Consider the following 16,103-nt stretch of genomic DNA (forward strand, 5'->3'; position numbering starts at 1 on the left):
GAAGGTCGAGCCGCTGAGTTTGTCGCAAGAGACAGCTCTGCTGCCGTCGACGAGGTCAGTGGCGCTAGGCGCGAAGTTAACTGCGGTCATTGCGCCAGTGGCTTGAATGGGGCCCACGTTGGGCGCCGTGATGACCGGGCCGGTGGTGTCACGCACGGTGACTGTGAAGGTTTCGTTGGTCGATCCAGCGGTGCAGGTCACAGTGGTGGTGCCCAGGGGGAATGTGCCACCACCGTTCACGAAGATGCTGGTGGCATCCGGGCCAGGCATAGTGCAATTAACTGCCACTGGCTGGGTATTTTGTGTTGCTGTTGGCTGCGCATACGAGACTGCGGCGCCATCACTTGACCTAGCTTCTGCAGTTTGGTTGGAGGGCATACCAGAAATTGTTGGCTGAACAATCGGTGCAGTGGACGTTTTCACTTTTAATGTGAATTGGGCAGTCGTTCCATAGACAGTGCCATTCCCTCTTCCGCCCGATGTAGTGATTGTTATAGGGTAGTCCCCCGCTACATTGGATGTCAGGGTTACTTTCTTGCTGAGATTACAACTAGTGAATTGAATCGAATTTGAAGGTGTGGAAATTAAATTGGTTGAGGTTATTTGAACATTAGAATGTGTATTAATAGTGATTGTTACCGGATTATCGCTTACGGCATTACAACGAGGATTATCCTTATTGGGGCCAGTATCGGCACCATCTGGATAAGACACACCATCGTAGGCCCTATCTTCAAATATTGTATAGAAGACATCAAGCGCTGTTCCTACATCGACTTCCTTAATAGTTCCTTTTAGAGATGCGACAACATTATTAGTGGTTGCTGTAGTAGCTAATACAATATCTAATGGCTTCAGTACAGGCATAGAACCAGCTAAATTCGGCGCGGTGGCGCTAGTATTAGTCGGTGTTATTTCAGATGTTGGGGGCGAGTCCGACTGCGAACATGCCGCCAGAGTGAGAGCCAACAATAGACCGCCGAGAGTTCGCTTCATAACGTCTCCTCGGGGTCGGTCTCACCATTGCTCAAGCCGTCCCAGGTGACCGGGTACAGAACGGCTGTCATCGCTCCCCTTTACTTTTGTTCACCTTACCCTCATTGGCAAAGCGTGAAAAGGGAGTCAGCTTCCTTTCATTTCTTAATGAATATTAAAGAAGATGAGGGGGGGAGGGGGTGCCTTCTGTATTCTTCGTGTGACACGGGCTGTTCGGTTTTTCACACAAAATTGGTCTGTAAAAGAGGTTTTGTCCTGCTCATGGGGCACTTATGGGTAACCGATACTCACGAAAACCCCTCTGCTAAAGGCAATTTAGGTATTCCGCTGCCTGCCGTTCAGCTCCATGAACCAACGCGGACAAACGCGAGTTACTATGTGTCGGATCACAGGAGTGCGGGGTGCCGGGTCATGTTCTTGTGCTGCCGTGTAGTTCATGCTACTTGCGTGCGTGTTTTTGCTTTACTTATGATTCTCACACTTGGCGCAGCCCATGCAGCATCCCCGTCACCCGGGTTCGTGCTTTCCGGCATGCCGCTTGTGCGTCAGACGTACAACGCCTGTGGCCCTGCCAGCATCACGCAGGTACTGGCCTATTTCGGCTTGAAAATGAACATGGCAGACGTCAGCCGCCGCACCCGACCAACCGAGACCTCTTATATGAGTGCCGAGGCTATCGTCAGGTTCGCGCCCGAGGTCGGGATGGAAGCGCGGCTGTTTGCCAATGGTTCGCTGCCTGTCGTCAAGTCGGCCATCAAGAGTGGTCTGCCGATCATCGCCCTGCAGTCGCACATTACCGATGCGGGCAAGGTGATTCCGCACTGGCGCGTGGTGGTCGGCTACAACGACCCCACGGGCCAGGTCTACCTGATGGATCCGCTGCTCGGGTACGTCAGCATGGGCTATGCCGACTTTGCCCGCGTCTGGGCCGATCAGCGCGGGCAGTTTGCAGTGCTGTATCCGCCTCAGCTGGCGGCCACGGTACGGAAGGTCGTGGGTTAGGGTCTTGCGCCCTTCGCGTTGATACAAAGCCTGACCTCTGCCCGCATCAACCAATTTTCAGCTCATTCTCGCCATTCGGGTTCCGGAAAGGTCGAGCGAAAGGCTGTAGCACACGCATGCAGGCTGATAAATCCTGGCAGAGATCAAACGAAGGGCGCACTGGATGTTTCAGGCGCCCTTCGTTTCTGCTCTCCCAACCTCAGATCAGGAAAACGCCGTTCTCCTGAACCACTTCCCCGTCCAGGCTCAGGCGCCCGCCCTGGCGCAGATCGGTAATCAGGTCCCAGTGGATGGCGCTGGCGTTCAGACCGCCGGTTTCCGGGTAGCTTTTGCCCAGGGCCAGGTGCACCGTGCCGCCGATCTTCTCGTCAAACAGGATGTTTCCGGTGGGACTCTGGATGCCGCTGTTGGTGCCGATGCCCAGCTCACCCAGCCGGCGTGCGCCCGCATCGGTCGCCAGGGCGGCGCGCAGCACGTCTTCGCCTTCCTCGGCGCTGGCTTCAATGACCTCGCCGGCGCGGAAGACCAGCCGGGCTCCACGGACCATCTGGCCCTGGTACGCGGCCGGAATGGTAAAGGTGACCACGCCGTCGGCGCTGTCTTCCAGCGGTCCGGTAAACACCTCGCCACTGGGCATGTTGCGCCGGCCGTCGCTGTTGGCCCAGGTGCGGCCCCCCACGCGCAGGGTCAGGTCGGTGCCCGGGGCCTCGATCCGCGCCACATCAGCACGGGTCAGCCGCTCGATCACCCTGGCCTGCATCTCGCGCACCTCGCCCCAGGCGGCGACCGGATCGGCGCGGTCCAGGAACATGGCCCGCATCACGAAATCGCCGAAGGCTTCGTGGCCCATGTTGGCCTGCGCTGCGGCGTGCAGGGTGGGGAAGAGGGTCAGGCTCCATTTCTTGCGGGCGCGGGCGGCGGCCACTGGCGCGCGCGAGGCCATCAGGCGGGCGCGCCGCGCGGCGTCTCCGGGCTGGCCGGGTTCCGGGGTCAGGATACGGAGGCTGCCGTCCAGCGCTTCCACATCAGCGACATCGGCCGCGTGCACCGCGTCCAGCACCGCGTCCGAGGCGAGTTCGGCAAAGTCGTCGTCCTGGCCGGGGTAGTCCACGCGCACCACCGGACGGGCACCCCGGGTGAGCAGGGCGCGCGTCACCTCGCGGATCAGAGGAGTGGCCGCCTGCCCACCGGCCACCAGCAGGCGCTCACCCGGGGCCGCCATCAGGCAGTAGTCGGCCAGCAGCGCAGCGTGCCGCACCGGATCGTAGGGCAGGAGGAGGGAAGAGGCGGACTCGTCCGTATTGGTCTGCACGTTGTTCGTCTGCACCATGGGAGGCTAGCACCCTGGGGTGGGCAGTATTCTCGCCGGATATGACGGCTGTCCCCGACGTTCCCAACACCGCGACCCTGACCATCAGCTGTCCCGACCGGCAGGGGATCGTGGCCGCCGTGTCGCAGTTCCTGCACAACCACGGCGCGAACATCATTCACAGTGACCAGCACAGCACCGATCCGGAAGGCGGCACCTTCTTCATGCGCATGGAATTTCATCTGGAAGGTCTGGCCAGGGCGCGTGAATCCTTCGAGCGGGCCTTTGCAGGAGTGGTCGCAGAGCCACTGAACATGGCGTGGCAGGTCAGCTACGCCACCCAGCCCAAGCGGATGGCGGTGCTGGTCAGCCGCTATGACCACTGTTTCCTGGACCTGCTGTGGCGCAGGCGCCGGGGCGAACTGAACGTGGAGATTCCGCTTGTTATCAGCAACCATGAAGACCTGAGGCGCGACGCGGAAATGTTCGGTATTCCGTTTCATCTGGTGCCGGTCACCCGCGACGACAAGACCGAGGCCGAGGCCGAGCAGATCCGGCTGATGCACGAGGCCGGTGTGGACTTCGCCGTGCTGGCGCGCTACATGCAGATTCTGTCGGGGGACTTTCTGCAGGCTTTTGGCCGCCCGGTGATCAACATTCACCACAGCTTCCTGCCGGCCTTCGTGGGGGCCAACCCCTACCGCGCCGCCTTCAACCGGGGCGTCAAGCTGATCGGTGCCACCAGCCATTACGTGACCGAGGAACTCGACGCCGGTCCGATCATCGCGCAGGACGTCGTGCCGGTCACGCACCGCGAGACGCCCGATACGCTGATGCGCCTGGGCCGTGACGTGGAACGGCAGGTGCTGGCCCGCGCCGTCAAGGCGCATGCCGAGGACCGGGTGCTGGTGTACGGCAACAAGACCGTGGTGTTCTGATATGGATTCCGGTCAATCAGTTATTGAATAACTGATTGACCCGGGGCGGAGGGAGGAGGAAAAACGCTGACGGACAGGAGTGAAGGCACCGAAGCGAAGCGAAGGGGCCGTAACGGATTGTCCGGAATCCGTATGACAGGTTGCGGTGTCACGCTCCTGACCTTCCGGTAGGCTGTGCCCATGGAAGGTCTCTATGTGATTCTGCTGTCCGTGCACAGCATCGTCCGCTGGCTGGTGCTGATTTTCGGGGCCGTGGCGCTGCTGCGCACCCTGCCGGGGCTGGGCGGTGGCCGGGCCTTTACCGCCAGTGAACGCAAGGCGGTCGCCATGTTCACCGGCAGTGTGCACCTGCAACTGGTCCTGGGCCTGCTGCTGTTTGCCTTCATGGGGATGCAGACCATTCCGGCCTTCGCCGACGCGCCGCGCCCCAGTTTCCGCTGGGAACACGTGGGCCTGGGTGTACTCGTCGCCGTGTTCGCCACGCTGGCCAGTGCACTCAGCAAGCGCGCGGCTACCGACCAGGGCAAGTACCGCGCGGCCGTGATCTGGACCTCGCTGGCCCTGCTGCTGAGCCTCGCGGCGATTCCGTGGTGGCGCCCCCTGCTGCGGCTGTTTACGCAATAACTGCTGGAACTCAGAGGAGGGTGGACACGGTCAGCGTCCACCCTCCTTTGCCCGCTGAGCTCAGTTCTGCGGTTCGATAATCACCTTCCCGGTCGTCTTGCGGTCCATCAGGTCCTGAAAGGCGCGTGCGCTGTCGGCCAGGGCGTAGGTCGGCCCCACCTGCGGCGTGACCCTGCCGCTCCCCACCAGCCTCGTGAGTTCCTGTGCGGCCTCGCGGGTGGCTTCCTGGTCGCTCATCAAGCTGGTCAGCCACAGTCCGGTGACCGTCAGATTGCGTTTCATCAGTTCGCCGGGCTGAAGGTGCGCGGGTTCACGGCTGGCGTTGCCGATGACGATGACCCGGCCCCGGGGGGCGGTCATCTTGAGGCTCTCCTGGAATCTCTTGCCTCCTACGACTTCCAGCACCAGCGGCACGCCGCGCCCACCCGAGGCTTCCATGACCTTCTGCACCCGGTCGGGGTCGTCCTGTAGCAGGGTGACGTCCGCACCCAGGTTACGGGCCAGCTCCAGCTTTTCCTCGGTGGACGCCATGGCGATCACGTTCAGGTCCATGGCCTTGGCCAGCTGGATAGAGGCGGTGCCCAGGGCGCCGGCTGCGGCCTGCACCAGCACCCATTGCCCAGGCTGGGCGGCGCCCAGCGTCTTGAGGCCGTGGTAGGCCGTGAAGTACGACACGGGGAAAGCTGCCGCCTGCGCGGCGCTGAAGCTCTCGGGCACCGGAATCAGGCCCGCCGCCGGAACCACCGCATATTCGGCCAGGGCGCCGGTTCCGCCCAGGCAGGCCACCCGCACACCCGGCTGCACGCCACTGACCCCTTCCCCCAGCGCGTCCACGATGCCGGCAAACTCCATTCCCGGGGTATACGGCACCCGCGTGCGGGTCAGGTACTCGCCCGCAACGGCCAGCACATCCGCGAAGTTAATGCCGACGGCCTCGACCTTGACCCGGATCTGTCCAGGCCCGGGCTCGGGCAACGGCAGATCGCGCAGTTCCATCACGTCGGGGGAGCCCAGTCGTTCCACCAGCATGCCTCGCATCGTTGTGGTCATGGCAGGAAGCATACCCGAATGTTCCCTGCAAAGTGAACGTAAACGTGCACTCTGAACGTGTACGTATTTGACCGGACGGGAAGGTCATGAAAGCATGGGCGCCAGCACACCGAATTGAAGACGGCCCCACAAAAGGGGTCAACCCGAGTTCCCCAGGAGGAAACCGTACATGAGCATGGTGGATCAGACCCGTCAGGACGATATTCTTGTTCTCAGCATCAACAACCCACCCGTCAACGCCTTTTCCCCCGGCGTGCCTGAAGGCCTCAAAGCCGGCCTGGACACGGCTCAGGCCGACGACACGATCCGCGCGGTGGTCATTATCGGCTCGGGGCGCACCTTCGTGGCTGGGGCGGATATCAAGACCTTCAACATGCCCCGCGAACAGGCGCCGGACCTGCGCGGCACGGTGGAGAAACTCGACCAATTTTCCAAACCTACCGTCGCGGCCATTCACGGCACCGCCCTGGGTGGCGGGCTGGAACTCGCGCTGGCCTGCTCGTACCGGGTGGCCGTCCCGGAGGCCCAGCTGGGTCTGCCCGAGGTGAAACTGGGCGTGCTCCCCGGTGCTGGCGGGACCCAGCGCCTGCCGCGCGTGGTGGGCGCGGCCAAGGGGCTGGAGATGATGCTGTCCGGCAACCCCATTCGCGCGACCGAAGCCCGCGAACTTGGTCTGGTGGACGAACTGGTCCAGGGTGACCTGCTTGAAGGTGCCGTGGCCTTTGCCCGCGCCCACGCCGACGCGCGCCCGCTGCCACGCATCAGCGAGCGCAGTGTGGAAGGCGGCAGCCCGGAAGTGTTCGCGGCAGCCCGCGAGAGCATCAAGAAGACCCACCGCGGCCAGCTGTCACCGTCACTGATTGTCGATCTGGCGGAAATGGCCGCGACCCAGCCCTTCCAGACCGGCTGGGAAGCCGAGGCCGTGAAATTCATGCAGGCCAAGGATTCTCCGCAGTCGCGCGGGCTGCGTCACATCTTCTTCGCCGAACGCGAGAGCGCCAAGATTCCCGGCCTGAGCAAGGACACGCCCACCACCGATATCCGGTCGGCCGGCATTATCGGCGCGGGCACCATGGGCGGCGGCATCGCCATGAACTTCCTGAACGTGGGGATTCCCGTGACCATCGTGGAAACGCAGCAGGAAGCCCTGGACCGTGGCCTGGGCGTCATCCGCCGCAACTACGAGAACACCGCCAAAAAGGGCCGCATGACCATGGAGGATGTCGAAAAGCGCATGGCACTGCTTACGCCCAGCCTGAACATGGAAGACCTCGCGGACGCCGACATCATCATTGAAGCCGTGTTCGAGAACATGGACGTGAAGAAGGAGATCTTCACGAAGCTCGACGCCATCGCCAAGCCCGGTGCGATTCTGGCGACCAACACCTCGACCCTGGATGTCAACGAGATCGCCAGCGTGACCGGCCGGGCTGAAAACGTGATCGGGCTGCACTTCTTCAGCCCGGCCAACGTGATGAAACTGCTGGAGATCGTCCGTGCCGACAAGACCAGTGACAGCGTGCTGGCCACCAGCATGGCGCTGGCCAAGAAAATTAAAAAGGTCGGTGTGGTGGTCGGGGTGTGTGACGGCTTCGTCGGCAACCGCATGATTCACCGCTACGGCGACGAGGCCCGCAAGATCGTCGAGGAAGGCGCGGCTCCGCAGGACGTGGACGCCAGCATGAACGCGCTGGGCCTGCCCATGGGTCCTTTCCAGATGAGCGATATGGCCGGACTGGACATCGGGTACGCCATCCGGCAGCACCAGGCCAAGGTGCTCGGTCAGCCCAAACCCGACGGCTGGCTCGACCGCATCGTGGAGCGGGGACGCAAGGGCCAGAAGACCGGCGCCGGCATCTACGACTACGACGAGTCGCGCAAGCCCCGCCCCAATGCCGAGATGACGGAGCTGATCGACACGTACCGCGCCGAGAAGGGCATTACCCCCCGCGAAATCTTGCAGGAGGAGAGCACCAAGCGGCTGGCGTACTCGCTGGTGAACGAGGGGGCCAAAATTCTGGAAGAAGGCATCGCCCAGCGTGCCGGGGATATCGATGTGATCTACATCTACGGCTACGGGTTCCCGGCCTACCGCGGCGGTCCGATGCAGTACGCCGACGAGATGGGCCTCCAGAACGTCGTGACGGACTTGGAGAAGTGCGGTCAGACCCCGGCGCCGCTGCTGAGCAGGCTGGCGCAGGAAGGCAAGACCTTCGCCCAGTACGACGCGGAAAAGGCCAGGGCCTGAGCAGCGCGGCACCGGACTGCACCGTGCGGGCGGCATCATCGGTGCGTAGTTTCTGATCTGCCCATGCTTGATGTCGCCTTCCTGACCGACGCCCCCCGGGTGGCGGGCAGTGAGGTCTGGCTCTCAGCTCTCCTGCCTCTGCTTCCCGATCACGGCGTGCGACCCTCCCTGTACCTGCCCAGCCATCAGACGCTCGACCGTTTTGCGGCGGGCCTGGCGGACGGACCGGTCAGGGTGGAGCGGTATACCGACGTGAACCGGTTGCCAGAGCTCACCCAGCACGCGCACCTGAGGGTCGTGCAGGCCTGGGAGCCGTCCACTTACCGGGCCCTGCTTCCGGCACTCGCCGCACCACGGCTGGTGGTCAGCCACGACCAGCTTGACTATCACTACCCCGCACCCCTGCGGGCGCTGTACCGCGAGATCTACCGGCACACCAAGGCCAGTGCGTTTCGGGCGGCCGATGGCGTGGTCACGGTGTCGCACTGGGGCGCCGACTTTCTGCGGGTCCGCATGGGCGTGCGGAATACCCAAGGCATGACCAACGGTGCGGATCCGCAGCGATACCGTCCTGCCACCGGCAAAGAACGCGCTTCGCTGCGGACCACTCTGGACTTCCGCCGCTTCACCGTGCTGGTGCCTGGACGCTTCACCCTGGAAAAAAACCAGCTCGCGGCCGTCCGGGCCGCCCGACACGCGCCCGATATTGACTTCGTGTTCGTGGGTGACATGGACGCGGGTATGGGTGTGGCGGCGCTGGCGCTGGCGCGCCGCCTCAGGCTGAGGAACGTGCGCTTTCTGGGACGGCGCTGGGACATGCCCGAGCTGTACCGTGCCGCTGACGCGTTGCTCCAGCCCACCCTGGCTGAGAACCAGTCACTCGTGACGCTGGAGGCCATGAGCAGCGGGCTTCCGGTCGTGACCACCCCGATTCCTGCCCAGGCCGAACTGGTGCGTGACGGCGTGGACGGCTTGCTCATCCCACCTCAGCCGGTCCTGCTGGCCCGCGCCCTGAAAGCGCTGGCGGCACATCCCGACGTGGCTGCCCGTTTCGGCACCTCCGCCCGGCAGCGGGTGCTGGAGCACCATACCCACTCCGGCAGCGCGGCCCAACTCGCCAGTCTTCTTCACGCTGCCTGTCAGCCCTTTTCCGGAGGTTTTTCAGATGAATGACGCTGTAATCGTTTCTACCGCCCGCACTCCCATTGGCAAGGCTTACCGGGGGTACCTGAACGACACCCACGGCGGCGACATCGGCGCGCATGTCGTGACCCACGCGCTGGAGCGCGCCGGCGTGAGCCCGGAAGAAGTCGAGGACATCATCATGGGCGCCGGCAATCCCGAAGGCGCGACCGGCAGCAATATCGCCCGGCAGATCGCCCTGCGTGCTGGCCTCCCCGTGACGGTCAGTGGAGTGACCGTGAACCGCTTCTGCAGCAGCGGGCTCAACACCATTGCCCTGGCTGCAAACCACGTCATGGCCGGACAGGGCGACATTTTCGTGGCCGGGGGTCTGGAGAGCATCAGCCTGACCCAGAACGAGCACGCCAACAAATTCCGTCTGCGCGGCGAGTGGCTGACCGAGCACAAGCCCAGCATCTACATGAGCATGCTGGAAACCGCCGAGATCGTCGCCAGCCGTTATGGCATCAGCCGCGAGCAGCAGGACCAGTACGCCTGTCAGTCCCAGATGCGCACGGCCGCCGCCCAGCGTGAAGGCAAATTCGACCAGGAGATCGTGTCTTTCACGGCCCGCATGAAGGTGCAGAACAAGGCGAGCGGCGAGATCACCGAGGAAGTGGTCACCCGGACGCTGGACGAGGGCAACCGGCCCGACACCACCATCGAGGGTCTGGCCAAACTCAAGCCGGTGTTCGAGGGCGGCGTCATCACGGCCGGCAACGCCTCTCAGCTCAGCGACGGAGGCGCGGCCGTGGTCGTTATGAACGGGGAGATGGCGCGTGACCGGGGCCTGCAGCCGCTCGGGGTCTTCCGTGGCTTTGCCGTTGCTGGCTGCGAACCTGACGAGATGGGGATCGGGCCGGTGTTCGCCATTCCCAAGCTCCTGAAACGTCACGGCCTGGGCGTGGACGACATCGACCTCTGGGAGCTGAACGAGGCCTTCGCCGTGCAGGCCCTGTACTGCCGCGACAAACTGGGGATCGATCCTGAGAAGTACAACGTCAACGGGGGCAGCATCAGCGTGGGGCACCCTTACGGCATGAGCGGCGCCCGTCTGACCGGGCATGCCCTGCTGGAGGGCCAGCGCCGGGGGGCAAAATTCGTGGTCGTCACCATGTGCGTGGGCGGAGGCATGGGCGCTGCAGGATTGTTCGAGGTGCTCTGAACGGGGTAGATAAGACAGGCCCCCAGCGACATGCTGGGGGCCTCTTTATTTGGGGTGGTTCAGCCGCAGGTGTAAACCGGGATGCCCTGAGGCAGCTGAATCGTATTGCTAGGCACGCCATCGGGGTTGTAGCCCGTCACGGTCAGGAAGGTGGTGCCACGGTTGACCGGATTGACCACAATCGCCTGCGCACTGAGCGCAGCGTTCTGGCCCTTGGTCAGGCTCTGGGGAGCCATGCCGGCACCGAAGGTGTAGGTGAACTGGCGTGCTCCGCTGTAATCAGGCGCGAAGTAGCCGGTGGTCCTCGTCGTGTTGTTGGCGGTGGTGTTCTGGCCCTCAAAGCGTGCGTCCAGTCGGGCCAGCGGTCCGGTCCACCGGACGTCCATGAATACGGTAGTTTCGCGGTCGTTGCAGATGATGTACTGCCTGTTCCCGTTGCTCTCCACGAACCAGTTTGAAGTGAACTGCACGGAATTCAGGGTGACGGGTTCATAAGCGACGGTTACGCTTCCGCATCCCGCGAGAAGTCCTGCCATGCCTACACCTGCCAGAAAGAGCTTTTTCATACCTCTCACTCTGAGGTGAGAACCTGACCGGAAGGTGACTCGCTCTTGAGCATCTCTGAGCCTAGAGCAAATAGAGCCATGAAAAACCACCGAATGCTCAAGATGCTCAGGCCATCTGGAGCGGACTGCTGACGGCCGCCGCCTCAGGATTCAGGCGGGGTTGCTCGGGCAGGGGTTCACCATGTGTGTCGAGAATGCGGCCATACATCATGTGCGGCGTAGCGTGCTCGATTCGTACCGGGTAAATCCCGGCCTGTGAGGCTCCAATCGCCTTGGGCACCACCGTGGGGTGGTTGCCGCGGGTATGCCCTTCCAGGAAACCGGCGTCATGGGCGTCGCCGCGCAGCAGAACCTCCTGCACCGTACCGACCTTCTCGGTGTTCTTGCGCGCACTCCATTCCTTCTGGCGGGCAATCAGGCGTTGCAGTCGCTCGGTCTTCAGCTCACGCGGCAGGTCAGTGAAGTGCTTGTAGCTGGGTGTGCCGGGGCGCGGCGAGTAGATGAACATGTACGCGCTGTCGTAACCCACCTCGTCATACAGACTGAGGGTCTCCTGGAAGTCCTCCTCGGTCTCGCCCGGAAAGCCCACGATGATGTCGGTCGCCAGCACGGCATGTGGCAGATGCCTGCGGATCTCGGCAATGTGCTGCAGGTACTTCTCACGGGTGTACTCGCGGGCCATGCGGCGCAGCACGCGGTTGGACCCGCTCTGGACGGGCAGGTGCACGAACTCGCAGACGGCAGGGGTTTCGGCCATGGCCGCCGCCACATCCTCGGTGAAGTTCATGGGGTGCGAGGTCGTGAACTTGATGCGGCGCACGCCGCTGCGCCCCACCAGCCGCAGAAGGTCGGCAAAACTGGGGGAGCCGGCGAGCTTCGCCCCCTGGTCCACTCCGTAGGCATTGACGTTCTGGCCCAGCAAGGTAACTTCCTGAACACCGGCGGCCAGTTGCAGGTCCAGCTCGCGCAGGATGTCGTCGGGCGAGCGGCTGACCTGCGGCCCGCGGGTGGTCGGCACGATGCAGTAGGTGCAGTGGTGGTCACAGCCCCGCATGATGGTCAGGTGGGCCTGGAGCCTGCCTGTGGGGGCCGGCGGAATGTGCTCGTGCAGTTCGTCCTTGAACTGCAACCCCCAGAAGCGCTCGTTGCTTTCCAGCGCCTGCCCGATGTCCAGGAGGCTGCCGGGTCCCAGCAGCACATCCACCTCGAACTTGCGGGCCATCTGCTGACCCTCTTCCAGCTGGGCCAGGCAGCCCATCATGCCGACCACCAGGGGCCGCTGCGCCTTGACCTTGCGCAGCGTGCCCAGCAGGCTGCGTACCTTGTCCACCGGTTTGCCACGCACCGCGCAGGTGTTGACCAATACAAAATCCGCCTCGTCCACACCCTGCACCAGATCGGCGCCCAGAGAGACCAGCTGGGACTCGACCAGGTGCGTGTCGTACTCGTTCATCTGACAGCCGTACGTGATGACTGTTGCCTTCATCTGCCTTCCTCCTGCAAGCCTGTCGGATGGATTCCGGGGCCTGTTCACGGTGCGCTGCCAGGGGAGGGCACGCGACCAGCAGCGGGGATTCTAGCAAGCCGGACGCGGGCAGATTGGTCAGGGCCAGGGCTGGACCAGCGGACAGGACGGCTGTAGCCCACGCATGCAGGCCAGGGCCAGCACTGGTGCATCGCTCAACAGGGCGACGCAGAGGTAACCTCATGCCACAAGGGCTTTGGTGCCCCGAACCATCCATCAACCTGAGCAGGTACCCCAGTTAAGAGAATGGAACAGCAAGGGAAAGCAGGCTGAAACTTCAACTTTGTGCAGAGAGGCCCAGGCCGAGCAGCCGGTCGTCCATTCCGCGTGGTGCGATGAGTTGCACCCCTACAAAAGGCAGGGCTGTGGAGACTGTCAGTGCGGGAACACCCAGCAGGCTGAAAGGAACGTTGAGCCTTAGTACTGCGCGGCGAAGCACAACCGGGCCACCGCCCAGTTCTATTTCTTCCTGGCCCATCAGTGGGGGAGGTACCGGCACGACCGGAGCCAGCAGCACGTCATGCCGTGACAGCAGACCGTCCAGATAGTCGCGGTATTCCGTACGCCGGGCATGGGCCTCGCGTACCGCGCCTTCGTTCAGGGCCTGTCCCTGTCGCAGCAGTCCCAGGGTGAACGGCAGAAACCCCGGGTCCTCCTGCTGTAGCGTCCGCGCGTGGACCTGCGCGGCCTCACTCAGCACGATAGGGGTGTAGGCGTCCAGCATCTCGGGAAGGTCAACCCTGACCACAGCTGCGCCCTGGGTTTCCAGCCGCCGTGCGTACTCCGCAATGGCGCCCTGGACCTCTGGCGCGACCCACGATTCGGGCAGCCACAGTCCGACGCGGATTCCGGCCCATGGCTGTGGCTGCACCTTGATTCCTGTCAGGGCTTCGTGGACCCTGACCACCATGGCCAGGTCGCGTGCCAGCAGCCCGGCGTGGTCACATGTCCACGACAGTGGCAGCACACCCTGGGTACTCCAGGCCGCGTGGTCCTTGGTGGGCTTGTACCCCACGACCCCGCACCATGCGGCTGGCACCCGGATGCTGCCCCCGGTATCGGTTCCCAGGGCAAAATCCACCTGACCGAGCGCCACACTGACCGCTGCGCCACTACTGCTGCCCCCAGGAAGACGCTGGGCCTCGAAAGGATGACTGGTGCCGCCGTGGCCATTGATGCCAGTGATTCCTAGGGCGATTTCATGAAGGTGCGTCTTGCCGGTGGCGGAGGCGCCCAGGTCGAGCAGACGCTGCACCAGTACGCTATTCCCGGTTTCGGGAACGGCTGCCCGTGTGCTGGCGGTCAGGGGCCAGCCTGGGACGCCAAACAGGTCCTTGACGCTAAACGTCAGGCCTGCAAGCGGGCCGTGAGGTGCGCCAGCCAGAGGAGAATCCGGACGGTATGCCCACGCCCGCTGTGGGTCCTCAAACGCAGCTCCGGCTGACGGAGGAACTGAAGCATGCTGGTCGGCCATGACCAGCAGGGTAGCGGTTCAGGCTGTCAAGGCGCAGCCTTCCGTGCTGCTGTTGTGCGGCGTCAGAAGGGCCGGATGGGAGGCTGCTTCCACTGACCCTGCGCCAGCGTGAACGGCCCGAAGGCCTGCTCACCCAGCGGTCCCAGGTTCAGGCTGAAGCCGCCGTCAAGCCGGTACGTCACGAGCTGACCGCGCGCCACCTTGAGGAACGACGCGGCCGTATTCAGCGTCACGGGAATCGACACGTTGGCCACCTGCTGCGCGGTGCCGCGCGCCGGCAGATTCACGTTGGGAAACTGGACCTGACCGACCTCGGCGCCGTCAATCACCAGCTGACCACCCAGATTGGCCATCCGCAGAGGCAGTGGATTGGGGTTGGTGACCGCCAGGTCCATGGTCAGATGCGCCACAGCCGGGCCCCCACCCAGTCCACCCGGTAGGGTCAGCCCGGTCAGGCGCACCTGCTGTACGTCCACACTCGGAACCTGCACGATCGGTTGTGTTGGCGTACACGCGCTGAGAGTCAGGGCGGACGTGGCAGTCAGCGGCAGGAGGCGTCGCATAGCCTCAGCCTAAGCCGTGTCCCTCACGGAAGTCTGATGTGCCCAGACAAACTGGAGATCGCAGACCAGAAAGGATCCTCAAGACCGTCACCCTTCAGGCGCCAGAGGGGGTGCAGTACGCTTCCCCCATGCAGCAGAACGCACGACACCGGCATGGGCGCTCACTGGCACTGGCAGCCGCACTCCTGGGTGGGGCGCAGGCCACCAGTCTCGACTTCGGCGTGGCCGTTCATGGTCCGGCGGGAGGCGTCTGGCCTACGGGGACTGCCCGATTCGGGGTGTCGGATGTGAATTTCGCGGGCGGAACCGCGGCCCTGGGGCTGTCCACCCGGGCCGCGGATCTGCACTTCAGCCGCGGCTTCTCGCTGGCGCCGCTGGGTGCAGTCACCGCACGTGGCGACCTCGCGGTCACGTGGCGCGGTGGCGTGCGCGCCCAGACGCGGGTTAACGGTGCCCTGGGACCGGTCGCGCTCAACGTCGGTGCCGAGCTGTTCACCACCTCTGTGGCCAGCGTCGATCCCCTGGCTCCATACGCCTTTGAAGCCAGCGACCTGCGTGACCGGGGCTGGAACGCGGACCTGACTGCGCGCTACCGCCTGAGCCGCTCGCTGGTGGTGGTAGGCGGCGGGGAGTTGGGAGGGCAGCCGCAGGCTTTCTTGGGCGTGGAGGGGCGGCGTGACCTGACCCGGGTGCTGCCGCCTGCAGAGGACCAGGGCGACCCTCAAGAATCACCGGAAGCCCCGGAGAGCGCAGAGCCCGCCACTGCCGGTTCGTCCTCCCCGGCGGAGGAGGAAGCAACCGCCCCAGCACCGGAGGAGCAGCCTGGGACTGAACAGGAAGAGCAGCCGGCCGAGCCCGACGGCGCAGAGGTCGACGATTCTGCTCCTGTCGACCCGGAAACTGAGGTCACGGGCACGGTGACGTGGCGCCTGGGTGCCCGGGCAGGACGCGACGTGCTGGGGCTGACGGCCGGTATCGGGTATGCCACGCCTGCCGGGTTAAGCCTGGGTCTCGACACCCTTGTCGGTCCGGGAGCCTTCGGGGTCACGGCCAGCGTCAGTGCCGCCGATGTGCTGGGTGAAGGCAGTGCGCTGCGGGTGTACGGTGCGTTCGAACCCTGGCGCAAGCAGGGGATGCCGCTCCGTGCTGGTGTGGAAGCCACCCTGCCGGCGGGACCGGGGCAACTGGGGCTCGAGCTGCGCGGAGGGCAGTCCTTCAATGGAGACATCGGCTATGGCGCACGCGTCTCCTACTCTTTGCCTCTTGGCCAGACCGAGCGTCGCTAACTCGGGCAGCGGTAGCCTGTCGCGTCCTGGGGAGAGGGCCGTGCTCCTGTCAGCTCGACCGCAATCAGTCGCTGTCGCACCTGCTTGCTCCGCCAGCGCCACGGGCATGCCGGTCTTCATCCTCATCTCTGGGAGCCACTGATATTAGAACCGTGAGCAACTCGCAGGGTACGCC

At 63.9% G+C, this 16,103-nt stretch carries 14 protein-coding genes; 7 read left to right on the top strand and 7 right to left on the bottom strand.

The window, feature by feature from the left end:
* Nucleotides 1-996, bottom strand: a 996-nt coding sequence (locus IEY49_RS13810; RefSeq protein ID WP_229780808.1) for a hypothetical protein, incomplete at its 3' end; no start/stop codon positions are given.
* Between the two features lie 531 nt (nt 997-1,527).
* Here IEY49_RS13810 and IEY49_RS13815 point away from each other — a divergent pair.
* A complete protein-coding gene (locus IEY49_RS13815; RefSeq protein ID WP_229780809.1) occupies nt 1,528-1,998 on the top strand; it encodes a C39 family peptidase in 471 nt (156 codons plus the stop codon).
* A gap of 199 nt (nt 1,999-2,197) precedes the next feature.
* On the opposite strand, the gene IEY49_RS13820 is transcribed toward IEY49_RS13815, so the two are convergent.
* Nucleotides 2,198-3,328, bottom strand: a complete 1,131-nt coding sequence (locus IEY49_RS13820) for an aminopeptidase (protein ID WP_189009839.1) — start codon at nt 3,326-3,328, stop codon at nt 2,198-2,200.
* Between the two features lie 41 nt (nt 3,329-3,369).
* On the opposite strand from IEY49_RS13820, the gene purU reads away from it, so the two are divergent.
* Nucleotides 3,370-4,245, top strand: coding sequence for a formyltetrahydrofolate deformylase (gene purU, locus IEY49_RS13825; protein ID WP_189009840.1), 876 nt, complete (start codon nt 3,370-3,372; stop codon nt 4,243-4,245).
* Nucleotides 4,246-4,425: 180 nt separating this feature from the next.
* A complete protein-coding gene (locus IEY49_RS13830) occupies nt 4,426-4,869 on the top strand; it encodes a hypothetical protein (protein ID WP_189009841.1) in 444 nt (147 codons plus the stop codon).
* Between the two features lie 60 nt (nt 4,870-4,929).
* Here IEY49_RS13830 and IEY49_RS13835 read toward each other — a convergent pair whose 3' ends face one another.
* A complete protein-coding gene (locus tag IEY49_RS13835) occupies nt 4,930-5,919 on the bottom strand; it encodes an NADPH:quinone oxidoreductase family protein (protein WP_229780810.1) in 990 nt (329 codons plus the stop codon).
* Nucleotides 5,920-6,088: 169 nt separating this feature from the next.
* Here IEY49_RS13835 and IEY49_RS13840 point away from each other — a divergent pair, with 169 nt between their 5' ends.
* The 3 genes from IEY49_RS13840 to IEY49_RS13850 all read left to right on the top strand — a co-directional run bounded on the left by IEY49_RS13840 (nt 6,089) and on the right by IEY49_RS13850 (nt 10,514).
* Complete coding sequence (locus IEY49_RS13840; RefSeq protein WP_189009843.1) at nt 6,089-8,167, top strand: 3-hydroxyacyl-CoA dehydrogenase NAD-binding domain-containing protein; 2,079 nt, start codon at nt 6,089-6,091, stop codon at nt 8,165-8,167.
* 63 nt (nt 8,168-8,230) lie between these two features.
* Entirely contained in the window at nt 8,231-9,340 is a 1,110-nt protein-coding gene (locus IEY49_RS13845; RefSeq protein ID WP_189009845.1) for a glycosyltransferase family 4 protein, read from the top strand.
* Entirely contained in the window at nt 9,333-10,514 is a 1,182-nt protein-coding gene (locus IEY49_RS13850) for an acetyl-CoA C-acyltransferase (protein ID WP_189009847.1), read from the top strand. The genes IEY49_RS13845 and IEY49_RS13850 overlap by 8 nt, the downstream gene beginning before the upstream one ends.
* A gap of 59 nt (nt 10,515-10,573) precedes the next feature.
* On the opposite strand, the gene IEY49_RS13855 is transcribed toward IEY49_RS13850, so the two are convergent.
* From IEY49_RS13855 to IEY49_RS13870, 4 genes are all read right to left on the bottom strand, one after another.
* Entirely contained in the window at nt 10,574-11,080 is a 507-nt protein-coding gene (locus IEY49_RS13855; RefSeq protein WP_189009849.1) for a hypothetical protein, read from the bottom strand.
* 106 nt (nt 11,081-11,186) lie between these two features.
* Nucleotides 11,187-12,566, bottom strand: coding sequence for a tRNA (N6-isopentenyl adenosine(37)-C2)-methylthiotransferase MiaB (gene miaB / locus IEY49_RS13860; RefSeq protein ID WP_189009850.1), 1,380 nt, complete (start codon nt 12,564-12,566; stop codon nt 11,187-11,189).
* A gap of 316 nt (nt 12,567-12,882) precedes the next feature.
* The gene (locus IEY49_RS13865; RefSeq protein ID WP_189009852.1) at nt 12,883-14,079 is read right to left on the bottom strand and encodes an amidase; all 1,197 of its coding nucleotides are present in this window, start codon (nt 14,077-14,079) and stop codon (nt 12,883-12,885) included.
* Between the two features lie 62 nt (nt 14,080-14,141).
* A complete protein-coding gene (locus IEY49_RS13870) occupies nt 14,142-14,642 on the bottom strand; it encodes an LEA type 2 family protein (RefSeq protein WP_189009854.1) in 501 nt (166 codons plus the stop codon).
* A 128-nt stretch (nt 14,643-14,770) separates the two neighbouring features.
* Between IEY49_RS13870 and IEY49_RS13875 the strand changes: the two genes are divergently transcribed.
* Nucleotides 14,771-15,928 (top strand): hypothetical protein, encoded by a 1,158-nt coding sequence (locus IEY49_RS13875; protein ID WP_189009856.1) that lies wholly within the window; start codon nt 14,771-14,773, stop codon nt 15,926-15,928.
* Nucleotides 15,929-16,103: the final 175 nt, after the last annotated feature.

The organism is Deinococcus malanensis (genome assembly GCF_014647655.1).
GTDB lineage: Bacteria > Deinococcota > Deinococci > Deinococcales > Deinococcaceae > Deinococcus > Deinococcus malanensis.